Source organism: Ruminococcus flavefaciens ATCC 19208, assembly GCF_000518765.1.
Lineage (GTDB): Bacteria > Bacillota > Clostridia > Oscillospirales > Ruminococcaceae > Ruminococcus > Ruminococcus flavefaciens.
In genome coordinates, this window is sequence record NZ_JAEF01000006.1 from 231,022 (window position 1) to 250,868 (window position 19,847).

Below are 19,847 nucleotides of genomic sequence, written 5' to 3' on the forward strand. Positions count from 1 at the left end.
TGTAGAAGTACATTTTGGAGGCCACTATGATATTAAAAAGTAAGATATTACGCGATACGTTTTTGCTGACGGGAATGCAGCTGTTTCTTGATATGGCAGCTCTGCTGCTCAATATATTTATCACAAAACAGCTTGGAACTTCCGCAATAGGGATACTCAGTCTTATAGGTTCTTTTCTTGGCCTTGCGGGGATTTTATCAAACGGCAACGCATTTTTGTGCATAAGCCGTCTTGTTTCCGAGGAACTTGGCAGAAAGAACGGCGATCCTAAAAGGATACTTTCATATGGTATAAGGCTATGTTTTTTTCTTAGTGTAACTGTCTCAGCAGCGGTGGTATTATTTGCTGAGATCATTAGCCTTCGATTTTTCAGTGGAGCACACCTGACGAACGCACTGCGTCTAATGCCTTTTGCACTTATAACAGGAGCTGTTTCTGCTTGCCTGAAGGGCTATTTCAACGCCTGTCGCAAAGCAGCAGTAACAGCAGTGGGGGAAATAATTGAATTTCTAATTCGGTGTGCGGTGATAGTTTCCATGACGCTGACAGCAGGGGCTTCAACAGAAGATCAGATTTGCAGGATAATGATACTTGGAATAATAGCAGGAAATGGCGTTTCACTTGCAATATTTGGTACAGCTTATATGAAGATGCATGAAATTTGCCGAGGAAGATGCAGCATTACATTCCGCAGATATGCTGCTCTTTCATTTCCGATAATGGGCGGAAGTGTACTAACGTCAGTTCTTAGCAGTACGAATGATGCTCTTATACCCATATGTCTCAGGCAGTACGGTGATTCGGCAGGTGATGCATTCAGCAAATTTGGCATATTCGAAGCTATAGTCATACCGACTTTGTTTTTTCCGTCGGTCGTACTGTGTTCAATGTCGGGTATAATAGTAAGTGAAGCAGCAAAGGCAAATGCAGAAAACAATAAAGCAAGAATAAAAGCTCTCACCGAAAAAATAAAGTCATGGACGCTGATGTTTTCAGTCTTTGCGGCGGCAGTCCTTATGCGTTTTGGCTGCCATATAGGAGAGCTTCTCGGCGGCGGAGAGCTGGCAGGCAGAATGATAACGGTTATTGCACCTGTTATACCATTTATATATATGGAGATAGTGCTTGAAGCAATTATAAAAGGTATGGGATTGCAAGGCTTTTCATCAATGAATTATCTTGCCGAATACATTATAAGAATAGCTGCCGTGCTTATCCTTATACCCCATATCGGATTTTACGGAATTGTTATATCCTACTATGCAAGCAATACTTTTGGCAATTGTGCTCGTTTCGTCAAGGTAACAAAAACTACGGGAGCACGACGGAACATTTGTGGAACATTCCTTCTGCCTGTTATACTTGCATTCGTTACCATGAAAGCAGCAGAATTATGCCTCGGTATCTGTAATATACCGATAAATAACATTTTTTCAATGACGGTTTATACAGCTGTCTGGGGGACTGCTTATTTTACCATTTTCTGCTCATTGGGAAAAGTTCGCCTAATTGATAAAACAGGAGAAGGTGAAATTGTTGATAGTGCACAATATATGGATAGCTGTATATTGTAAAATGTAGAAAATTTTCTGTTAGTATTGCAATTTTTTTATTAATGAATTATAATATTGTTATGCCGTACATCTAAAGCGGATAAACCATTTAAGAGGAGAAACTTTACCATGAAAGAATATGATGTAAACAAGGTCAAAAACATAGCATTTGCAGGCCATAACGGCTCAGGAAAAACTTCTCTTGCAGAGGCAATCCTTTACAAGGCAGGGGCTTCCGACCGTCTCGGCAAGACTGCTGACGGCACAACAGTTTGCGATTACGATCCTGAGGAAATCAAGAGAAAGATCTCAATAGGCACTTCTCTTGCTTCTTTTGAATATAATGATCTTAAAGTAAATCTGCTTGATACACCCGGATTATTCGACTTTGCAGCCGAAATGATCGAAGGTATCAGAGCTTCCGATACAGTAATGATAACCGTTTCTGCAAAATCCGGCGTAAAGGTCGGCGCGAGAAAGGCATACGAGGAAGCTGTAAAACAGGGCAAGTCAAAGATGTTCGTTGTTACGAAGATAGATGACAAGGACGCTAACTTCTTCAATGTACTCACAGAGCTGAAAACAGTATTCGGTCCTACAGTTTGCCCTGTAGTAGTTCCTGTTATCAGCAACGGACAGATCGTTGAATATGTAAATCTCATTGAGATGAAGTGCTATAAATACGACGCTAAGGGCAATGCTATTGAGACAGAAATGCCTACAGCAGAGATATCAGAGAAATTTGAGTACCGTGTTGACGGACTTGTTGCCGCTGTTTCAGAGGCTGTTGCAGAAACTTCTGAGGAGCTTATGGAGAAGTTCTTCGAGGGTGAGGCTTTCACTCAGAAGGAGCTTATAGACGGTATCCATGACGGTATGAACAGAGGTATCATCACACCTGTTGTATGCACATCAGCTGCTGATCTTGCAGGAATAGATATGCTTCTCAAGGAGATCGAGCTTCTTCTTCCGTCACCTAATGAGGTATATGCTGCTGAAGCATATACAGCAACAAAGGACGTTACAGAGGTAAAATGTGATGTTAACGATCCTCTCTCAGCATTTGTATTCAAGACAGTTGCCGATCCTTTTGTAGGCAAGATGTCATTTATAAGAATTATGTCAGGCAAGCTTTCTGCTAACTGTGAAGTTGTTAACTCAACCACAGGAAACGCCGAAAAAATAGGCAAACTTTATACTCTCTGCGGAAAGAAGCAGACAGAAGTACAGACTGCGTATGCAGGCGATATCGTTGTAGCTTCAAAGATATCCGCAAATACAGGGGATACACTTTCAGACTCTTCGAGAGTTATAGAATTTGCAAATATGGAATTCCCGAGACCATGCTATTCAATGGCTGTAAAGGCTAAGGCACAGGGAGATGAGGCTAAGATCTCATCAAGTATGCAGCGTCTTATCGAGGAGGATCCTACTCTGACATATGAGCAGGACGATACCACAAAGGAGCAGATACTCAGCGGTCTCGGCGAGCAGCATATCGAAGTCGCTGCTGCTAAGCTCAAGTCCAAGTTCGGAGTTGAGGTGAATCTTACAGTACCTAAGATAGCTTATAAGGAGACTATCCGTAAGAAGGTAAAGGTACAGGGAAGACATAAGAAGCAGTCAGGCGGTCATGGTCAGTTCGGTGACGTATGGATAGAATTTGAGCCATGCGTAAGCGATACTCTTGTTTTTGAGGAGAAGATATTCGGTGGTGCTGTACCTAAGAACTACTTCCCCGCAGTGCAGAAGGGACTTGAAGAGAGCGTTAAGAAGGGCGTTCTTGCTGGTTGTCCTGTAGTTGGTCTTAAGGCTATACTTGTAGACGGTTCTTATCACCCTGTAGACTCTTCGGAAATGGCATTTAAGACAGCTGCATCCATTGCATATAAGGAAGGTCTGAGACAGGCTGATCCTGTAATGCTTGAACCTATCGGCGAGCTTAAAGTAGTTGCTCCTGATGATAATACAGGTGATATCATGGGCGAACTCAACAAGCGAAGAGGCAGAGTTCTCGGTATGGAGCCTGTTGGCAGCGGAAATACTGTTATACAGGCAGAAGTTCCAATGCGTGAGATGCATGATTTCGCAATGTATCTCCGTCAGACTACAAGAGGTCTCGGAAGCTTCACACTTGATTTCGTAAGATATGAGCAGCTTCCTGCAAATCTTCTTACAGAGGTTATCTCAGCAGTAGGAGCTGAAGAAGCATAATTATAAGGCTGCCGTTTAAACGGCAGCCTTTCTGTTATAATGGGGGTTGATTTATTTTTGTCAATGTGATATAATATAGCTTGAACTATTTTTATGAAAGAAGTGTTGTTCAAATGACAAAGATCACTATTTTCTCGGGCTTTCTCGGTGCCGGAAAGACCACTCTTATAAAGAAGCTCATACAGGAAGGATACAAGGGTGAAAAGCTTGTACTTATCGAGAACGAATTTGGTCAGATAGGCATTGACGGCGGTTTCTTACAGGACGCAGGAGTAGAGATAACCGAAATGAATTCAGGCTGTATCTGCTGTAGTCTTGTGGGCGATTTCGGCAAGGCACTTGAAAAGGTACTTGCTGACTATGCTCCTGACCGTATCCTTATTGAGCCATCAGGCGTTGGTAAGCTCAGCGACGTTATCCGTGCAGTACAGAATATCAATGCACACGATGTTGAGCTTGATGGCTTTACTACAGTTGTTGACGCTAAGAAGTATAAGATGTATATGAAGAATTTCGGTGAATTCTTTGATAATCAGATAACATATGCAAGCTGTCTCATACTAAGCCATACAAGCGGACTTTCACAGGATAAGCTTGATGACTGTGTAAAGAGCCTCCGTGAGAAAAATCCTGCTGCACCTATCGTTACTACTGAGTGGGATCAGCTTACAGGCGCACAGCTTGTTGACGCTATGACACAGAAGAACACACTTGATGACGAACTCAAGGAGCTCCTTGAAGAGGCTGCACATCACGATCATCATCACGATCATGATGAAGATGAGCATGAGCACCATCACCATGATCACGATGAACACTGTCATCACAATGACCATGATGACGAAGAGCATGAGCACCATCACGATCACGATGAACATGAGCATCATCACGATCACGGTCCTGACTGTACCTGCGGCTGCCACGATCATGACCATGATCACGAGCATCATCACCATCATCATGCCGACGATGTATTCACAAGCTGGGGCAGAGAGACTACAAGAGCCTATACTCCCGAAGAGATCACAAATGCTCTCAATGCTCTGGGTGATGAATCAAAATACGGCATGATACTCCGTGCGAAGGGAATCGTTGCAGGTGCTGACGGAAAGTGGATACACTATGATTACGTTCCCGGAGTACCTGATGTGCGTACAGGAAGTGCAAGCACTATTGGCAGACTTTGTGTTATCGGTTCAAAGATAAACGAGGAAGCTATTGCAGAGCTTTTCAAAGCCTGAAATACCGAAAGGAGCTGTAAAACGTGCCTAATCAGGACGAATTGATACCTATATATCTCTTTCTTGGCTTTCTTGAGTCGGGAAAGACAAAGTTTATACAGGAAACACTTGAGGACAAACGCTTTAATAAGGGCGAAAAAACTCTTCTTCTCGTATGTGAGGAAGGTGTTGAGGAGTTTGACGTCTCAAAGATGCCCAAGAAGAATATCGTTATCAAGGTAATAGATGATAAATCGGATTTTACTGAGGATAACTTTACAAAGCTGCTGAAAGAAAGCGGAGCTGAACGTATAGTTGTTGAATACAACGGTATGTGGACTATGGACGAGTTTTTCAAGGCTATGCCAGACGAAACTACCATTGCACAGGTAATGTGCTTTGTAGATGCGACTACATTTATGAACTACAATGCAAATATGAGAAGCCTTGTTGTCGATAAGTTCAACAATACCGAAATGGTATGCTTTAACCGTTTTGAAGAGTCCTTTGATCCTAACGAATTCCACAAGATCGTAAGGGGGGTAAGCAGGAGAGCTGAGATAGTTTATGAGTACTCTGACGGAAGAGTTGCATATGATGATATTGAAGATCCACTTCCTTTTGACGTTGAGGCTGACGAGATAACTATTGAGGACAAGGACTTCGCTCTCTGGTACCGTGATATCATGGACGAGCCAATGAAGTATGACGGCAAGACCATGACTTTCAAAGCACTTACTGCCAAAAATTCCAAGTTTCCCGAGAATACCTATGCTGTAGGCCGCCATATAATGACTTGCTGTGTCGAGGATATCCAGTACTGCTGGCTGGTCGCTCAGGACGACAGCGGCAATGAGCCGCCAAATAAAGAGTGGATAACCATTACAGGCAAGATAAGCGTTCAGAAGCACAAGCTTTACCGCGGCAAAGGTCCTGTGCTCTATGTTAAGGGCTATGGAAAAGCAGAAGCTCCCGAACAGCCTGTTGCTACATTCTATTGATAAAAAATGCTCCCTTTCACAAGGGAGCATTACTTTTAACATAGTATTCAACATGGTGTTGAAAATAATGTTAACATATGGAAAGATTATGTTTAAAACGCACATTACAACTTTGGCTCAGCAGGATAATAAGATAAGTTATCTATATTTGTTAGTATTGAGCACCCTTATTGAATTGAGGATAAGCAGCATGGCTGTTCCTGAGTCTGCAAAAACAGCGAGCCACATATTCGGGTGTCCTATTAGTCCGAGAATAAGGACAACAGCCTTTATTGCAAGTGCAAAGATGATATTTTCCATAGAAATGCGAAGAGTTTTATCGGCAATTTTCTTTGCTCTGACTACAGCGTCAGGCTCGGAATTCATGAATATTGCATCGGATGCTTCAAGTGCAAGGTCAGAGCCGCTCTGCATTGCACCGCCTACATCCGCGCCTGCGAGAACGGGTCCGTCGTTGAAGCCGTCACCAACAAACATTACCGCACCGTATGCCTTTCGCAGGTTTTCTATTTCTTTAAGCTTGCCGTCAGGGAGAAGGTCACCTTTTCCGCTGTCAATACCAAGCTGTTTGACTATGGCAGCAGCATTTTCTGCCTTGTCGCCTGTGAGCATTGCTGTTTTGACTCCCATAGCTTTAAGCTGTTTTATCGCATTTGCTGAGGTTTTCTTCACAATATCGGAAACAGTTATTCTGCCCTCAACTTTGCCGTCAATAGCAATATATACAACACTGCCGAGAGGTACATCGTTATCATTGACGGTGATATTGTTTTCGGACATCAGACGCTCGTTGCCGCAGAGAATACTTTTTCCGCCGATAACAGCTGTAACGCCGCGTCCTGCTATTTCTCCAGATTTTTCAGCTTCTGTAAGCTTTGTACCGTGCTCACGGCAGTATTCAACTATACTTTCTGCAACAGGGTGAGTTGAATACTGTTCGCAGCTGCCGCATATAGTAAGAAGTTCGTCATTGTTCATACTTCCGTATGAGAGAATGCCTGTAACGGTAAAGCATCCGTTTGTAAGTGTACCTGTTTTGTCAAATGCAATGGTCTTGACCTTTCCAAGTGCTTCAATGGCATTTCCGCCCTTGAATAGTATGCCAAGCTTTGAAGCTGCCCCGATACCTGAGAAGTACGCAAGAGGTACGCTGAGGACAAGTGCGCAGGGACAGCTGATAACAAGGAATGTCAGTGCGGAATATACCCATTTGCTCCATTCACCTGTTATAACTGAGGGAACTATCGCTGTAAGGAGTGCTATTGTGATAACTATTGGTGTATATACCTTTGCAAAACGAGTAATGAAACGGTCGATATGAGGCTTTTCAGCCGAAGCGTCCTCCACAGCCTGTGCTATTTTTGATATCATAGAGTCGTCAGCAGCAGCTGTGGCTTTCAGTGTAAATGTTTCTGAAAGGTTTATGCATCCTGACAGCAGCTTATCTCCTTTACGGACTGTAAGCGGAACAGGTTCGCCGTTTACTGCGGAAGTATCTATTTTCGACTCTCCGGACTCAACTATTCCGTCAGCGGCTATTCTTTCACCGGGTTTTATTCGTAGTATATCTCCAATCTTGATCTCATCTGAATCAATTCGTCTGAATTCACCGTCTACAAGCACATCGGCCTCTTTTACTTTGTAAGCTGCAACATCGGTTATTGCTTTACGGCTGCGTGATACGGCGTAATCCTCGAAAAGCTCACCGATACGGAAGAAAAGAACTACTCCCACAGCCTCTGCGTATTCACCGAGGGCAAATGCGCCTATAGTTGCAATTGTCATAAGGAAGTTTTCATCAAAGAAATTCCTGTTTTTCAGATTTTTGACAGTTGCTTTTAAAACGTTGAAGCCGAGAATAAGATAAGCTGCAATGTATAGTACGATAGTAAGCGGCATTACGTCGAGAAATTTGCCGCTGATAACAGCCGCTGCAAAAATTGCTACACCTGTTATGATCGTGAAGATCTCCTTTGAAAGCTTTTCGTGACTTTCAGAGTGATCGTGCGTATGTTCGTGGGAATGAGTATTTTCGTGTTCATGCTCATGGTCGTGACCGCAGCCACATTCCTCATCATGGTGATGATGCTTATGTTCGTGACCGCAGCCACATTCCTCATCATGATGATGATGCTTATGTTCGTGACCACAGCTGCAATCTTCATCGTGATGGTGATCATGGTCGTGACCACAGCTGCATTCTTCATCGTGATAGTGATGATTATGGTCATGGTGATGATGTGAGTGGGATTTTTCTTCTTTTTCGATAGGGGAGATAACAACTCCTGCTTCTATTGATGATGCAACTTTATTAATTTCGGCGATAAGTTCGTCAGTAAGTTCACCCTTTATCTTGAACTTTTTCATGGGGAAGTTTAAAACCGCAGATTCAATACCTTCAAGCTTGTTAATGGCCTCTTCTATCTTGCCGCCGCAATGAGCGCAGTCAAGATTGGATATCGAAAACATCTTCTCCATATAGTCACCGTCCTTTCTAATATATGAATACTTGTTCATGTGTTTAATATATCATACTATGAACCATTTGTCAATAGGTTGAGAGCTTTTCTTGCAATTTTTCATGATAGATGGTATAATTTCTGTATTATGAAGCAGCTTTTGTTAACTCGGATTAACGCGAAATAAAAATTGAAAGGCATTAAAGTTTTGAATTGCTAACAATAATGAAAAATTTTTCAGTTTTTTTCGTCTTTTTTGGCTTCTGAAAACACTTATAGGTGAAAGCTTTCACAGGAGCTTCGGAGGAGCTTGCAAGTCGGGAAATATCCCTGCCTCCGGAAACCGAAAAGGAGTGATACGATGAATGCCGATATGAATTATTTCAGCGGGGGTGACGGAACAATTCTTACTTCTTTTACTAATACAAATACTTTATCAGAAGAGGATAATACTATAAATGAACTGATAATAAGCTGCAGGACATCAAAGGAAAGCCTCAGCAAGCTTTATGTCATGTTCAAGGATATGGTATTTGCCGTTGCTTTCGGAATAACTTCCGATTATCATCTTGCTGAGGACTGCGTTACGGAAACCTTTGTAAGGCTTACGCAGGTGAAACGTTTTTCCTCAAAAAAAGGAGACGGCAGGGGATTCATAATCACAATAGCGCGCAACGTTGCATTTGAGCTTCGCCGAAGATACAAGAAAGAGATAACGAATTTTATACTACAGAGCTACGGTGAAGCGGAAAAGACTGTCGAGGACAGTATTTACATAAATCAGCTTCTCAAGCATTTAAATGATAAGCAAAGAGAAACAGTCATTCTGAAATGCTGTGCAGAACTTACCTTCAGGCAGATAGCAAAGGTAATGAAGTGTCCTGAAACGACCGCGAAATCAAGGTATAAAAAAGCAATATCCATTTTACAGGAAAAGGCAGGTGAGGATCAGTGAAGAAGAAAAATGATATAGTGGGAGATCAGGAATTTGAGAAGCTGCTGAAGAACAAGATGAATGAGCTTTCATCTTCCGTAGACTGCTTTGACAAGATCTCCTCAAGAGCTTTTCCTGAGACAGATTCGGATTTTTGCGACAGCGAGTTTACCGTAAGTGACCTTGAAAACGTTACTGGCAGAAGAAAAACAGTGCCTGTTCTCAAATGGACAGCAATTGCTGCGGCAGTGGCATTGTTTGTGGGAATACTCCCTCGGACAGCATTCGTACAGGAATTCATTTCAAATATCGGCAAAAATGACGATAGCAGGTATAGATCGATATTAGCGGAAATATCAGAGGAAAACTTTGAACACACATATAAAATATATGATATGCCGCTAAAAGAATACATCGAAAAGGACGTTTTATATACGCCGTATTACAGATGTCCGTTTTATGAAGATGATAAAGATGATATCAATGTACGTATATATATAAGAATGTACAACGATTTGCCGACAAATCAGATATATGCAGTTGAATATGCAGGCGATTACGACAAAAACAATATACTTGCCGCAGCAGAATCGAAGGCAAAGTTTACTGATGAAGATTTTGAAAAGGTTGGAGTCACAGAAGTTTTAGATGACAACCTGACAAAGTACACAGTTAACAAAGAATTCTTCGGAAGTAAAAGAGATGATGTTCTTGACAGTGACGATCAGAAAGTAATGGCCGCTTCTTTTATGTACGATCATTTATTTAAGTATAATGATAGCGTAAATCTGCTTCACACCGAGGTATTGTACGGTAACTATATCAATGATAACAGTAATTATTTCTATGATATAGCAGTTACAGCAATTGACGAAGATTCAGGTCAACGCTATTTATTTGAAATGCCTGATGAAAAAGATCTGTGGAACTGTTCTGTTTATTTTAATGGTAAATCAGTGATGCCTAAGGAAGATCATTCTTTGTTCAAGCGTAAAAAATATTTTACAAGTAAGTTGTATGACGAAAGAAATGGCAGTTCTCTGAGCTATTATAAACCATATGCCAATGTAGGTGAAGATATTTTGGACGGTGGTTCGGATCATCTGGAAATTAAGAACTATCCTAACGGTGATTACGCGATGGATAATTTTGAATTACAGCAGTTCACTCAGTTTATTGACAATAATGAAAGTGACAACAGCGTGTTGGATAATTTTGGCGACTCTTTTGGAATCAACAAGTTCACCTCTGAAAGTGATGATGGATATATCGGTGAACGTGTGCTTGATACACCTGCTTATGCCGCTTCAAAGAAAAGTATGAAGATATATATTTCAGGCGTAAGCTTTCTTATGTATTCTTCTTACAGCGATCCGTATATTGGCATAAAAATAGCAGGCAGCGATAAGACTTTAAAGATCCACAGTAATGATATCGGCTTTGATACCGATTATTCAGAAGATAATATTAATGCCGATATACAGTCGGAGATAGCGAGACAGGCAGAAGAATCTTTGAATGTATATGAAGTACAAAAAACAAGAGAAAAAGAGCTAAGAGAAAAAAATCAATGATCAGTTTACGGTAACTCGCTGACGTTTAAGCTGAATTACAAAAGAAAGTTCAGATACAGCCCTTCTGTTGAAGGGCTGTTTTTTGTCGCTGTGAAAACTATCTGACAGGCTGTAATGTCATGGAATGCTTATTTCAGTTTATGTTGTTGACGACACTGATAGAAATATACTTGTCCACAACAGCTCTAAAATCAGTATCAGGCTCGGCATCTTCATTGTAATCTCCCTCTACCATAAGCCTTGTACCGCCGTTTTCGAGCTTGGCAAGCTCTATGTAGTGATCACGAAAGAACATACCGTGGGAGACCTTTCTGTCTTTAAGTATGCCTTTGCATTCCGACAGACGGCAACCGGGAAAGTTTACATTGAATATCTGGCCGTATCCGAGTTTTTCGTAAGAAAGTTCAGAAAGTATTTTTTGCAGATATTTGGCTGAAACTTCGTGCAGCTTGTCTGCTTCTTCCGAGAGTGAAATAGATGTTATTCCCTGAAAAGCTCCTTCAAATGCAGCACCTGCGGTAGCTGAATACTGTATGTCAGAGGCAACGTTATAGCCGTTATTAAGTCCTGAAAGTACAAGATCAGGCTTACATGGCATAATATTTAGAATGCCGATACGAACACAGTCAGCAGGTGTGCCGCTGCATGAAAAGGCTTTAACAGCGTTTAAAGGAAAATCATGTGGGTATACATCAATATGGTTATGCAGTGAAATGCTGTGTGAAGCTGCGCTGCGCTGTTCAATAGGGGCAACTATCCATACTTCACCGAGCTCTTTGGCTGCTTTGGCAAGTCTTATAATACCGCTTGCATTTATGCCGTCATCATTTGTTATAAGAATACGCATATAATATCCTCCAAAGTAAAATACATTATTATTATACAATGTAAGTATAAAAAACACAAGTATTTGTTAACACCGAAAGTTTTTATATTATCACTTTAATAATATTTATGATTTAAAGAAATTTAATAAAAAAAATAAAATGGAACTTGAATTCAAGGCTAAAATGTGATATAATAATGCATAAGGGGAAGGTTTTTTTCTCAATAAATTACTTGGTTGGAGTGTTTATAATGGGAAATGAAAAATTATTGGAATATTATAGTTTATTCGACACTTTGCTATATGCAATGACAGATGTTGATACTTTTGATTTTGATAAGATCAAAAGTGCACTTGCTGATATGTGTAAATTCTTTAATATATCAAAGGGTATAACCGAATTTTACCAAAGTGTAAGCAACGAAAAAATGAACAAGGGTGATGTTTTTGTTGGTTATGATAATGGTGAAGGCGGTGTGGAAATAATCAGCAGGCGTATTGTCACCAAAACTATGGCTGTTGTTAAATGCAGTGCATACAGAAGCGAAAAGTTAGAACCGCTTTCAGATGAGGATCTGAAAAGAGTAGATCTCGTTATGCGTACAGTTTTAAGCTTTGTAAGCCGCTACAGGCTTCAGTGCGTAATCGAGAGATTTGCTTTTTATGATGAATACGGATACGGTAATGTCAGAGCTTTCATAAGATACCTTGAAAAACTTAATGAAAAGGGCATCCTGAGCGGACATACCGCTATTTATTATAACCTGCGCCACTTTACTCTTATCAATCGTGAGATAGGAAGAAATAACGGAGATATCGTTATGCGTAACTATTTCAATATGATAGATAAAATAGTAGGCGACAGGGGAATAGTATGCCGTGTCGGCGGTGATAATTTCGTATTGGTATTTGAAGATGAACTGCTCGATAAGATCCTTCCCATATTAAAAGGAGTTCCTGTAGTTTATGACAGCGACAATCAGAAGCGTATTCTTGTTTCTGCAAGTACAGGCGTTTTTCGCATGAAAGATGACTATGTATTTGAAAATCCGGGAGATATAATGGATAGGATCCTGACATCATGTCAGACTGCAAAGGTTGGCGGTAAGGATAGTATCGTATTTTTTGATGATAAAATGGAGATCAGCAAGGAAAAGCGTATGAAAATACAGCAGCTTTTTCCTGTTGCTCTTAAAAATGAAGAGTTTAAGGTGTTCTATCAGCCTAAGATAGATATTCAGACAGGTGAACTTATTGGAGCTGAAGCTCTTTGCAGATGGTTCAGAGACGGCAAGATAGTACCTCCTTTGGAGTTTATTCCTGTTCTTGAATATAATACTGATATCTGCCGACTGGATTTTTATATGCTTGATCATGTCTGCAAGGATATCCGCAGATGGCTTGACGAAGGACGTAAAGTTGTCCGTGTCTCGGTTAACCTTTCAAGAAAGCATATGATGGACGTTGATCTTCTTGATCATATAATTGAGATCGTTGACAGGAATAATGTGCCTCATAAATATATTGAGATTGAACTTACCGAAACTACAACAGACGTGGAATTCCGTGATCTCAAACGTGTCGTAAGCGGGCTTCAGCAGGCTGGTATCTGTACATCTGTTGATGATTTCGGAATGGGATACTCGTCGCTCAATCTTATACGAGAGATACCATGGAATGTCCTTAAAGTTGACCGCACCTTCCTGCCTCTGGATGATGATAATTCAAAAAGTACAAGAAGTGTCATGTTCAAATATGTTGTTGGCATGGCAAAAGAGCTTGGCATGGAATGTATCGCAGAGGGCGTTGAGACTGAAAAGCAGGTTGAGATACTGAGAAATAATGAGTGTTTGTTTGCACAAGGATATTTCTTTGATAAGCCATTGCCGCTTGATGAATTTGAAAACCGTCTTAATGTACATCATTATATAGTAGAAACAGGAATACCTGACAATACATAACAATCACGCCTCCCGAAAGGGAGGCGTTTTAGCGTAATAATGAGCTATATGTGCAATATTTGTTATTGTTATTTTTATTTGTGTTATTACGTTTTGTATTGACAAAGATGACTTGATGTGTTATAATTTAAGTTGAGTAACTCAGCAAATAACCTGTTATGCGTGGGGGTGACATTGATAAAAAAAATACTCAAATACGCGTTGAATATAGGGCTTATTCTGGTAATCACGTTCTTTACACTGCATGTTATTTTCAAGGAACAAGAGCTTACGGAAATAATTCGTGATCTACGTATGGCTAAACCTGCGTGGATAGCATTGGGTGCAGTTGCTGCACTGCTTTTTGTTTCCGGTGAATCGGTCATAATACACTATATGCTCAGGGTTCTTAATCAGAAGATAAGTTTTTTGAAATGTCTGAAATATTCATTTATTGGATTTTTTTTCAGTTATATAACACCTTCTTCAACCGGTGGTCAGCCTGTGCAGATGTACCATATGAAAAAGGATAAAATAAATATTGGTTATTCCACACTGATAATGCTGCTTATAACTATTGCATACAAATCCGTACTTATTCTCATGGGTCTTGGATTTTTGGTTTTCAATTCCGATGTAGTCGTTAAATACGCTATAGACATGAAATGGCTGATCGTACTTGGGTTTGTGCTTAATCTTTCGTTTATTGCAGCTTTGACACTGATATTTATAAAACCTATCTGGGCAAGGGCACTCGGTATCAAAGCCGTGGGACTTCTTACAAAGATCAGGGTGCTTAAACGCAGAAATAAAGAAAAATATACGGAAAAGCTTATAGGAATATGCGATACATATGCTATGGGTGCCGATTATATAAAGAAAAATTTATCGGTAGTTTTCAAAGTTTTTTTTCTGACGGCTGTACAAAGGCTTTTACTTTTCTCTGTGACATGGATCGTTTATAGGGCTTACGGCATGGAGGATACAAGGTTTATAGATATTATAACGATACAGATAATGATAGCGGTTGCTGTTGAAATGCTTCCACTTCCCGGAGCAGCGGGAATCTCAGAAGGGTGTTTTCTGCTCTCCTTTACAGAAATATTTGGTACAGGTCTTGTAAAGCCTGCAATGCTTATAAACAGAGGACTTACATTCTATCTGATACTGTTTGTGGGTGGATTTATTACATTAGCCGATCGTATTATCAGTTTAAAAAAGAAAAAAAGAAATAAGGAATAAAAATGTTCAGCTCCGCTTTATAGCGGAGTTTTTTGTTTAAGGTTTTTTGTCAAATATACTTGCAATTTAGAGTTTTATGCTGTATAATAAAAAATGAGGTGATAAAATGAGTATTATCGCTAAATTGATACAAAGTATTTTTTCATCAGATCTGTATATTGGTATTGCTGCTGTAGTTACAGCTATTGTATGTTATAAAGTAAGACAATGCAGAAAATCGGTGGACAGTGAGATATATGACTGGGAAGCAACAAGTGATGATCCGTATAATGTTGATAAAGTAGATAAGATCTTTGATAATTATCGAAAAATAAATTTCTATTATACTTTTTTTATAACACTCATCTCTATTTTCCCGCTTCTCGGTATGCTCGGTACTGTTTTTGCACTGCTTGGGCTTGATATGACAAATGCCGAGGCAATCAACAATGCGAAAAGCAGCTTTTTTGATGCTCTTACATCTACAACGTGGGGAATAATATTCGCTATTACTTTCAAGATTATCAATTCCATATTTTTCGCAGATGTTGAAGACCTTATACAGCGTCATCTGGCACTTATAAAGAAACTCAGAAAGAGCGGTATTGATCAGTCTCAGAAACGCCGAGGATACGATTACAATGAAGATACGTGAAATAATTCTTGATTTTACATCGCTTCTTGATATAACGATGATAATTCTTTTTTTCTTTTTGCTGTATAGTTCTATTGACGTTGAGAGTGTTTCAGAAAAGGCAAAAGCCGCAGAAGCTTCTTATACCGAGATGCAGCAGGAGAACGCAAAAGAACAGCAGGAATGGCGCGAGAAGGCATCACAGGAATGGGAACGTATTCTTGCCGCAGATTCAAATGCAGCTGCCAATCAGGAGGCGTTGAGCGCTTATAATGAAGGAAATGGACTTGCTTTTAATCTTCATGAAGTTGAGAGCGGCGATGTATGGTCATTAAGTGTTTTATCCGGCAATAAAAAGCTTGATGAAATAAGTTCAAATGATAAAGCTAAATTGAAGGAAGAGCTGAAGGCGTGTATAAAAAAGGCAGGCTATGAAAGTGATGATGTAATAATTGCAACTTTCACATATGATGGCAGCTCTTATGGTACCGCAAAAGCTGTTCCGATTATCGAAAATGCTGTTATAAATTTACAGCGTGATTATAAAGGTTTATATTTTACATCTATCAATATATCAAAGTGAGGTTTTTATAATGAAAAAGTTATTAGGATTTATATTATTTGCAGCCTTGATTGCTTTAGCTATATGGGCGTTCCTGCATTTCAAAGGCTTTGGCGGTTTCGGCAAGGATTCAGGTAAGAGTAATAAAAATGATACATCTGTAAGTGAAACAACAAAACCAGAGGAAACCACAACAGCAGAAGATAAGCAGCTGGAAAGTGCGGAGATAACTGTATCGGGAAACGATTATCTTTACAACAACGAGAAATTAACGCTTGATAAGCTTGCAGCCGAGATAAGCAAGCTTGATAAAGATGCTGAAATAACTATTACATCTGATGATACCGCTGCAAAGAATACAGTTGATGAGCTTACAGATAAGCTTGAGGAGCTTGGTTACAACAACTTTAAAAAGGCAGAAAAGTAAAAAACAGGGCTGATACAAAATGTATCAGCCCATATTTATTTTGTTTCTTTACGGATAACTGTACCGGTAGGGAATATGATATCCGATTTGAATGAGAAGTTCATCATTGCGTGATTTGCTGTTTCGATCTCTTCGCCATTTTCATCATAAAGCTTGTCAAGCTTCATTTCTACAGGCTTCTGTGACGGAGCAAGCAATTCAACTGTATCACCAGCAAAGAAACGGTTTCTTTGAGTACAGTAAACCGTTCCGTTTTCACACTTTTCAACGACGGCTACAACGTCATAATTCCTGATGTATCCGCTGTTTTCATAATACTGTGACTCTTCGGGAGTTCCGAAGAAAAAACCGTTACAGTATTTTCTGTGGCTTACTTTATAGACCTCATCTCTTATCCAGTCAGGAAGAACGAAATTATTGGGATCTTTATAATAATGATCTACAGCCATTCTGTAGGCGTTAGTCACAACAGCAACATAATAAGCTGATTTTGCACGACCTTCGATCTTCAGGCTTTTTACGCCTACCTGAGCAAGCTTGTCAATATGTTCAATCATGCACATATCCTTTGAGTTCAGGATATAAGTACCTTTTTCGTCCTCGTAAACGGGGAAGAACTCTCCCGGACGTTTTTCTTCCATAAGGTGATAACCCCAGCGGCAGGGCTGAGCACATTCACCTCGGTTTGCATCTCTGTTCACAAGATACTGTGAAAGAAGACATCTGCCTGAGAATGAAACGCACATTGCACCATGTACAAATGTTTCAATATCAAGATCAGGCGAGGTTTTGGCACGTATCTCAGCGATTTCATCGAGAGAAAGCTCTCTTGCAAGAACAACCCTTTTTGCGCCCATATTATATAGCTCACGTGCTGTAACATAGTTTACGATACCCGTCTGAGTGGAGATATGTATCTCCATATCAGGCGCGTATTTTTTTATAAGCATCAGTAAGCCGATATCAGCTACTATAAGTGCATCGATCTTTGCATCTACCGCTTCTTTTACAAATCTTTCAAAGAAGGGGATCTCTGAGTTTCGTGGCAGGGTATTGCAGGTAAGGTATACCTTAACACCTTTTGAATGTGCGGCTTCTACTGCTTTGCAGAGCTGCTCAAATTCGAAATTAAGCGGTGATGCACGCATACCGAATTGTTTTCTGCCAAGATAAACAGCGTCTGCACCGTAGTTCAGAGCAGCTGAAAATCTTTCTTCATCCCCCGCAGGGGCAAGAACTTCAAGTTCGTTCATCAATATTCCTCCGATTCGGCAGCGGCTGCCGCAGCAGCTGCTTCTTCTGCTTCACGGCGTTCTTTTTCTGCTTCCTGATCAGCCTGTATTATAGCCTTGTTCTGCTCGTGCTCATCATTTGTCTTGGCAAACTTAGTTTCACCTGTGTAGATATTGGCAATAAAGTAATAGTCATCAGAAGGCATTTTTTCAAGAACTGCGTCTATAGCCTCCAATCCCGGGTTACATATAGGTCCTGGAGGGAGTCCCTTGCTTACATATGTGTCATAAGCATTGATGATATCCTTGTTTATAACTTCCATGTGTGAACGTATTAATTCAGAGTAATTCTTTGTTGGGTCTGACTGGAGCATACCAACTGTTTCAGCCTCAGTATTTTCAAGTCTGTTCCAGAATACACTTGCAACATGATTCATTTCCGCACGATCAGCAACTTCCTTTTGAACTATAGAAGCAAATGTGATGAGCTGATCAAGCGAAAGATTGAGCTTAGCCATTCTTTCCAGTCTGTCGCTGGTCATTTTCTGATCAAAGTTGAAATATATCTTCTGGCACACCTCTTCCGCATCCATATCCTTAGTAAATGTATAAGTATCAGGGAATAGATAGCCTTCCATACGTGTTTCAGTAAATTTCAGAGTATTAGTATCTTTTGAAAGATAATTTTCAAAATTAAATCCATATCCTGCTGCGTTGAAATTGAAGAGGAAATCGTCAGCCTTGCATACGCCCTCTTCATCAAGTTTATCAGCTGCTTCATAAAGGGTAATGCCTTCATAGAATGTTATTGAAACCGCTTCTTTCTGATTTTCTTCTTCAACACTTGTAAGCTTGTTTATGATCGTTTCATATGCCATGCTTGGGCTTACAAAATGTTCGCCTGCAAGATAAACGTCCGCAGATTTTCTGAATTTAGTGAAAAGCTGGAAACATTTTGGTGAATTGATAATTCCTTCATCGTAAAGGATTTCTGATATCTCTTTGGTAGTTGCGTTTTCGGGAACGCTGATAAGCTTTATATTATCACTCTTGCCGATACCGAACATATCTCTGCCAAATGCGATTATAACAAGAGAAAGACATATTGAAACTGCAAATATAAACACAGTAAGGATAAGAACACCGGGTAAACGGCTTCTTTTCTTCTTTTTTTTCTTGTGGTGAGCGTTATTGCGCTTTACAGCCGCTGTGTTGCGCTGATGAAATTCTTCCTGCTGGACAGGCGGAGGAACAGGATGTTCCACTCTTTGATGTTCAGGCTCTTGCCTTCTTTCAACATGAGCATTTCTTACCGGCATCTCAGGCTCTTTTGCATGAGATACAGATTTTTTGACAGGTATTTCAGGCTTTATCTCTGTAGCCTCTTCTTCTATTTCTGTTTCTTTTTTTGCTGCTTCTGCTTCATTAGCCTTCTTGGCTTGATCCAGCTGATTGAGTATATCATTGATAACATCGTTATTGTTGTTATCAGCCATTGCAGAGCACCGTCCTTTCTTCAGTTACAATAAGATTTACGACAAGATCGTGCTGCATAAGAGGAAGCTGTTTGACGATGAGTTCTTCATAGGAAAGAGCTATTTTGAAAATATCGGGATTTTCAGAAATAAACTCGTCGTAGTAGCCTCCGCCGTATCCGAGTCTTCCGCCTTCTTCGGTAAAGGCGAGCCCGGGAATTATGCAGACAGTTTTATCAGTTATAACAGGCATCGGGAGAGCACTGTCAGGTTCGGGAATACGGTACATACCTTCATGGAGATCGGCAACTGATTCAATGAGATGAAAAGTCATTGAACGTTCGGAATCGCATTTCGGAAGAGCAACGTTCTTACCCATTTCAATAAGCTTATCTATAAGCAGATACGTATCTACTTCCGAACCAAAAGAGGCATAGAGCAATACATTATCGGCTTCTTCAATTTTTTCCTCTGAGAGCAGTCTTTCCGTGATATCAAGATCCTTTGAGACTTTATCACGGATCTCCGCTCGAAGGTGAGAAAATTCTTTTCTTAGTTCTTTTTTACTATCCATA

16 protein-coding genes are annotated in these 19,847 nt (G+C 40.3%); 11 read left to right on the forward strand and 5 right to left on the reverse strand.

The window, feature by feature from the left end; translation table 11 throughout:
- Positions 1-26: 26 nt before the first annotated feature.
- The 4 genes from L870_RS0101005 to L870_RS0101020 all read left to right on the forward strand — a co-directional run bounded on the left by L870_RS0101005 (position 27) and on the right by L870_RS0101020 (position 5,988).
- Entirely contained in the window at positions 27-1,574 is a 1,548-nt protein-coding gene (locus tag L870_RS0101005) for an oligosaccharide flippase family protein (protein ID WP_037270709.1), read from the forward strand.
- A gap of 108 nt (positions 1,575-1,682) precedes the next feature.
- Positions 1,683-3,767 (forward strand): elongation factor G, encoded by a 2,085-nt coding sequence (fusA, locus tag L870_RS0101010; protein ID WP_028516523.1) that lies wholly within the window; start codon positions 1,683-1,685, stop codon positions 3,765-3,767.
- Positions 3,768-3,880: 113 nt separating this feature from the next.
- Positions 3,881-5,008: a CobW family GTP-binding protein gene (locus L870_RS0101015; protein WP_028516524.1), complete on the forward strand. Its 1,128-nt coding sequence runs from the start codon at positions 3,881-3,883 to the stop codon at positions 5,006-5,008.
- 23 nt (positions 5,009-5,031) lie between these two features.
- Positions 5,032-5,988 carry a TIGR03943 family putative permease subunit gene (locus L870_RS0101020; RefSeq protein ID WP_028516525.1) on the forward strand — a complete coding sequence of 319 codons (957 nt, stop codon included), beginning with the start codon at positions 5,032-5,034 and terminating at the stop codon, positions 5,986-5,988.
- A 138-nt stretch (positions 5,989-6,126) separates the two neighbouring features.
- Here L870_RS0101020 and L870_RS16260 read toward each other — a convergent pair whose 3' ends face one another.
- A complete protein-coding gene (locus L870_RS16260; protein WP_037270712.1) occupies positions 6,127-8,466 on the reverse strand; it encodes a heavy metal translocating P-type ATPase in 2,340 nt (779 codons plus the stop codon).
- Between the two features lie 342 nt (positions 8,467-8,808).
- Between L870_RS16260 and L870_RS0101030 the strand changes: the two genes are divergently transcribed.
- Together L870_RS0101030 and L870_RS0101035 are read left to right on the forward strand one after the other, a co-directional pair.
- Positions 8,809-9,402 carry an RNA polymerase sigma factor gene (locus L870_RS0101030; protein ID WP_028516526.1) on the forward strand — a complete coding sequence of 198 codons (594 nt, stop codon included), beginning with the start codon at positions 8,809-8,811 and terminating at the stop codon, positions 9,400-9,402.
- The gene (locus L870_RS0101035) at positions 9,399-10,955 is read left to right on the forward strand and encodes a hypothetical protein (protein ID WP_028516527.1); all 1,557 of its coding nucleotides are present in this window, start codon (positions 9,399-9,401) and stop codon (positions 10,953-10,955) included. The genes L870_RS0101030 and L870_RS0101035 overlap by 4 nt, the downstream gene beginning before the upstream one ends.
- A 133-nt stretch (positions 10,956-11,088) precedes the next feature.
- Here the strand turns inward: L870_RS0101035 and surE are convergent, their stop codons facing one another.
- Positions 11,089-11,802, reverse strand: a complete 714-nt coding sequence (gene surE / locus L870_RS0101040; RefSeq protein WP_028516528.1) for a 5'/3'-nucleotidase SurE — start codon at positions 11,800-11,802, stop codon at positions 11,089-11,091.
- A gap of 230 nt (positions 11,803-12,032) precedes the next feature.
- Between surE and L870_RS16265 the strand changes: the two genes are divergently transcribed.
- The 5 genes from L870_RS16265 (at position 12,033) to L870_RS0101065 (ending at position 16,565) form a co-directional block, all read left to right on the forward strand.
- Positions 12,033-13,742, forward strand: coding sequence for a putative bifunctional diguanylate cyclase/phosphodiesterase (locus tag L870_RS16265; protein ID WP_051411320.1), 1,710 nt, complete (start codon positions 12,033-12,035; stop codon positions 13,740-13,742).
- Between the two features lie 168 nt (positions 13,743-13,910).
- Complete coding sequence (locus tag L870_RS16270; RefSeq protein ID WP_242836467.1) at positions 13,911-14,963, forward strand: lysylphosphatidylglycerol synthase transmembrane domain-containing protein; 1,053 nt, start codon at positions 13,911-13,913, stop codon at positions 14,961-14,963.
- Positions 14,964-15,069: 106 nt separating this feature from the next.
- Positions 15,070-15,597: a MotA/TolQ/ExbB proton channel family protein gene (locus L870_RS18210; protein ID WP_051411321.1), complete on the forward strand. Its 528-nt coding sequence runs from the start codon at positions 15,070-15,072 to the stop codon at positions 15,595-15,597.
- On the forward strand, positions 15,584-16,159 hold the full coding sequence (locus L870_RS0101060; RefSeq protein WP_028516529.1) for a biopolymer transporter ExbD: 576 nt from the start codon (positions 15,584-15,586) through the stop codon (positions 16,157-16,159). The genes L870_RS18210 and L870_RS0101060 overlap by 14 nt, the downstream gene beginning before the upstream one ends.
- Positions 16,160-16,169: 10 nt before the next feature.
- Complete coding sequence (locus L870_RS0101065) at positions 16,170-16,565, forward strand: hypothetical protein (protein ID WP_028516530.1); 396 nt, start codon at positions 16,170-16,172, stop codon at positions 16,563-16,565.
- Between the two features lie 35 nt (positions 16,566-16,600).
- Here L870_RS0101065 and L870_RS0101070 read toward each other — a convergent pair whose 3' ends face one another.
- From L870_RS0101070 to L870_RS0101080, 3 genes are read right to left on the reverse strand one after another with little or no spacing between them, the layout of a single operon-like run.
- On the reverse strand, positions 16,601-17,818 hold the full coding sequence (locus L870_RS0101070; protein ID WP_028516531.1) for a peptidase U32 family protein: 1,218 nt from the start codon (positions 17,816-17,818) through the stop codon (positions 16,601-16,603).
- Positions 17,818-19,293, reverse strand: a complete 1,476-nt coding sequence (gene mltG, locus L870_RS16280) for an endolytic transglycosylase MltG (RefSeq protein ID WP_051411324.1) — start codon at positions 19,291-19,293, stop codon at positions 17,818-17,820. Before mltG ends, L870_RS0101070 begins: the two co-directional genes overlap by 1 nt.
- Positions 19,286-19,846, reverse strand: coding sequence for a 5-formyltetrahydrofolate cyclo-ligase (locus L870_RS0101080; protein WP_242836468.1), 561 nt, complete (start codon positions 19,844-19,846; stop codon positions 19,286-19,288). The genes mltG and L870_RS0101080 overlap by 8 nt, the downstream gene beginning before the upstream one ends.
- Between the last annotated feature and the right edge of the window lies 1 nt (position 19,847).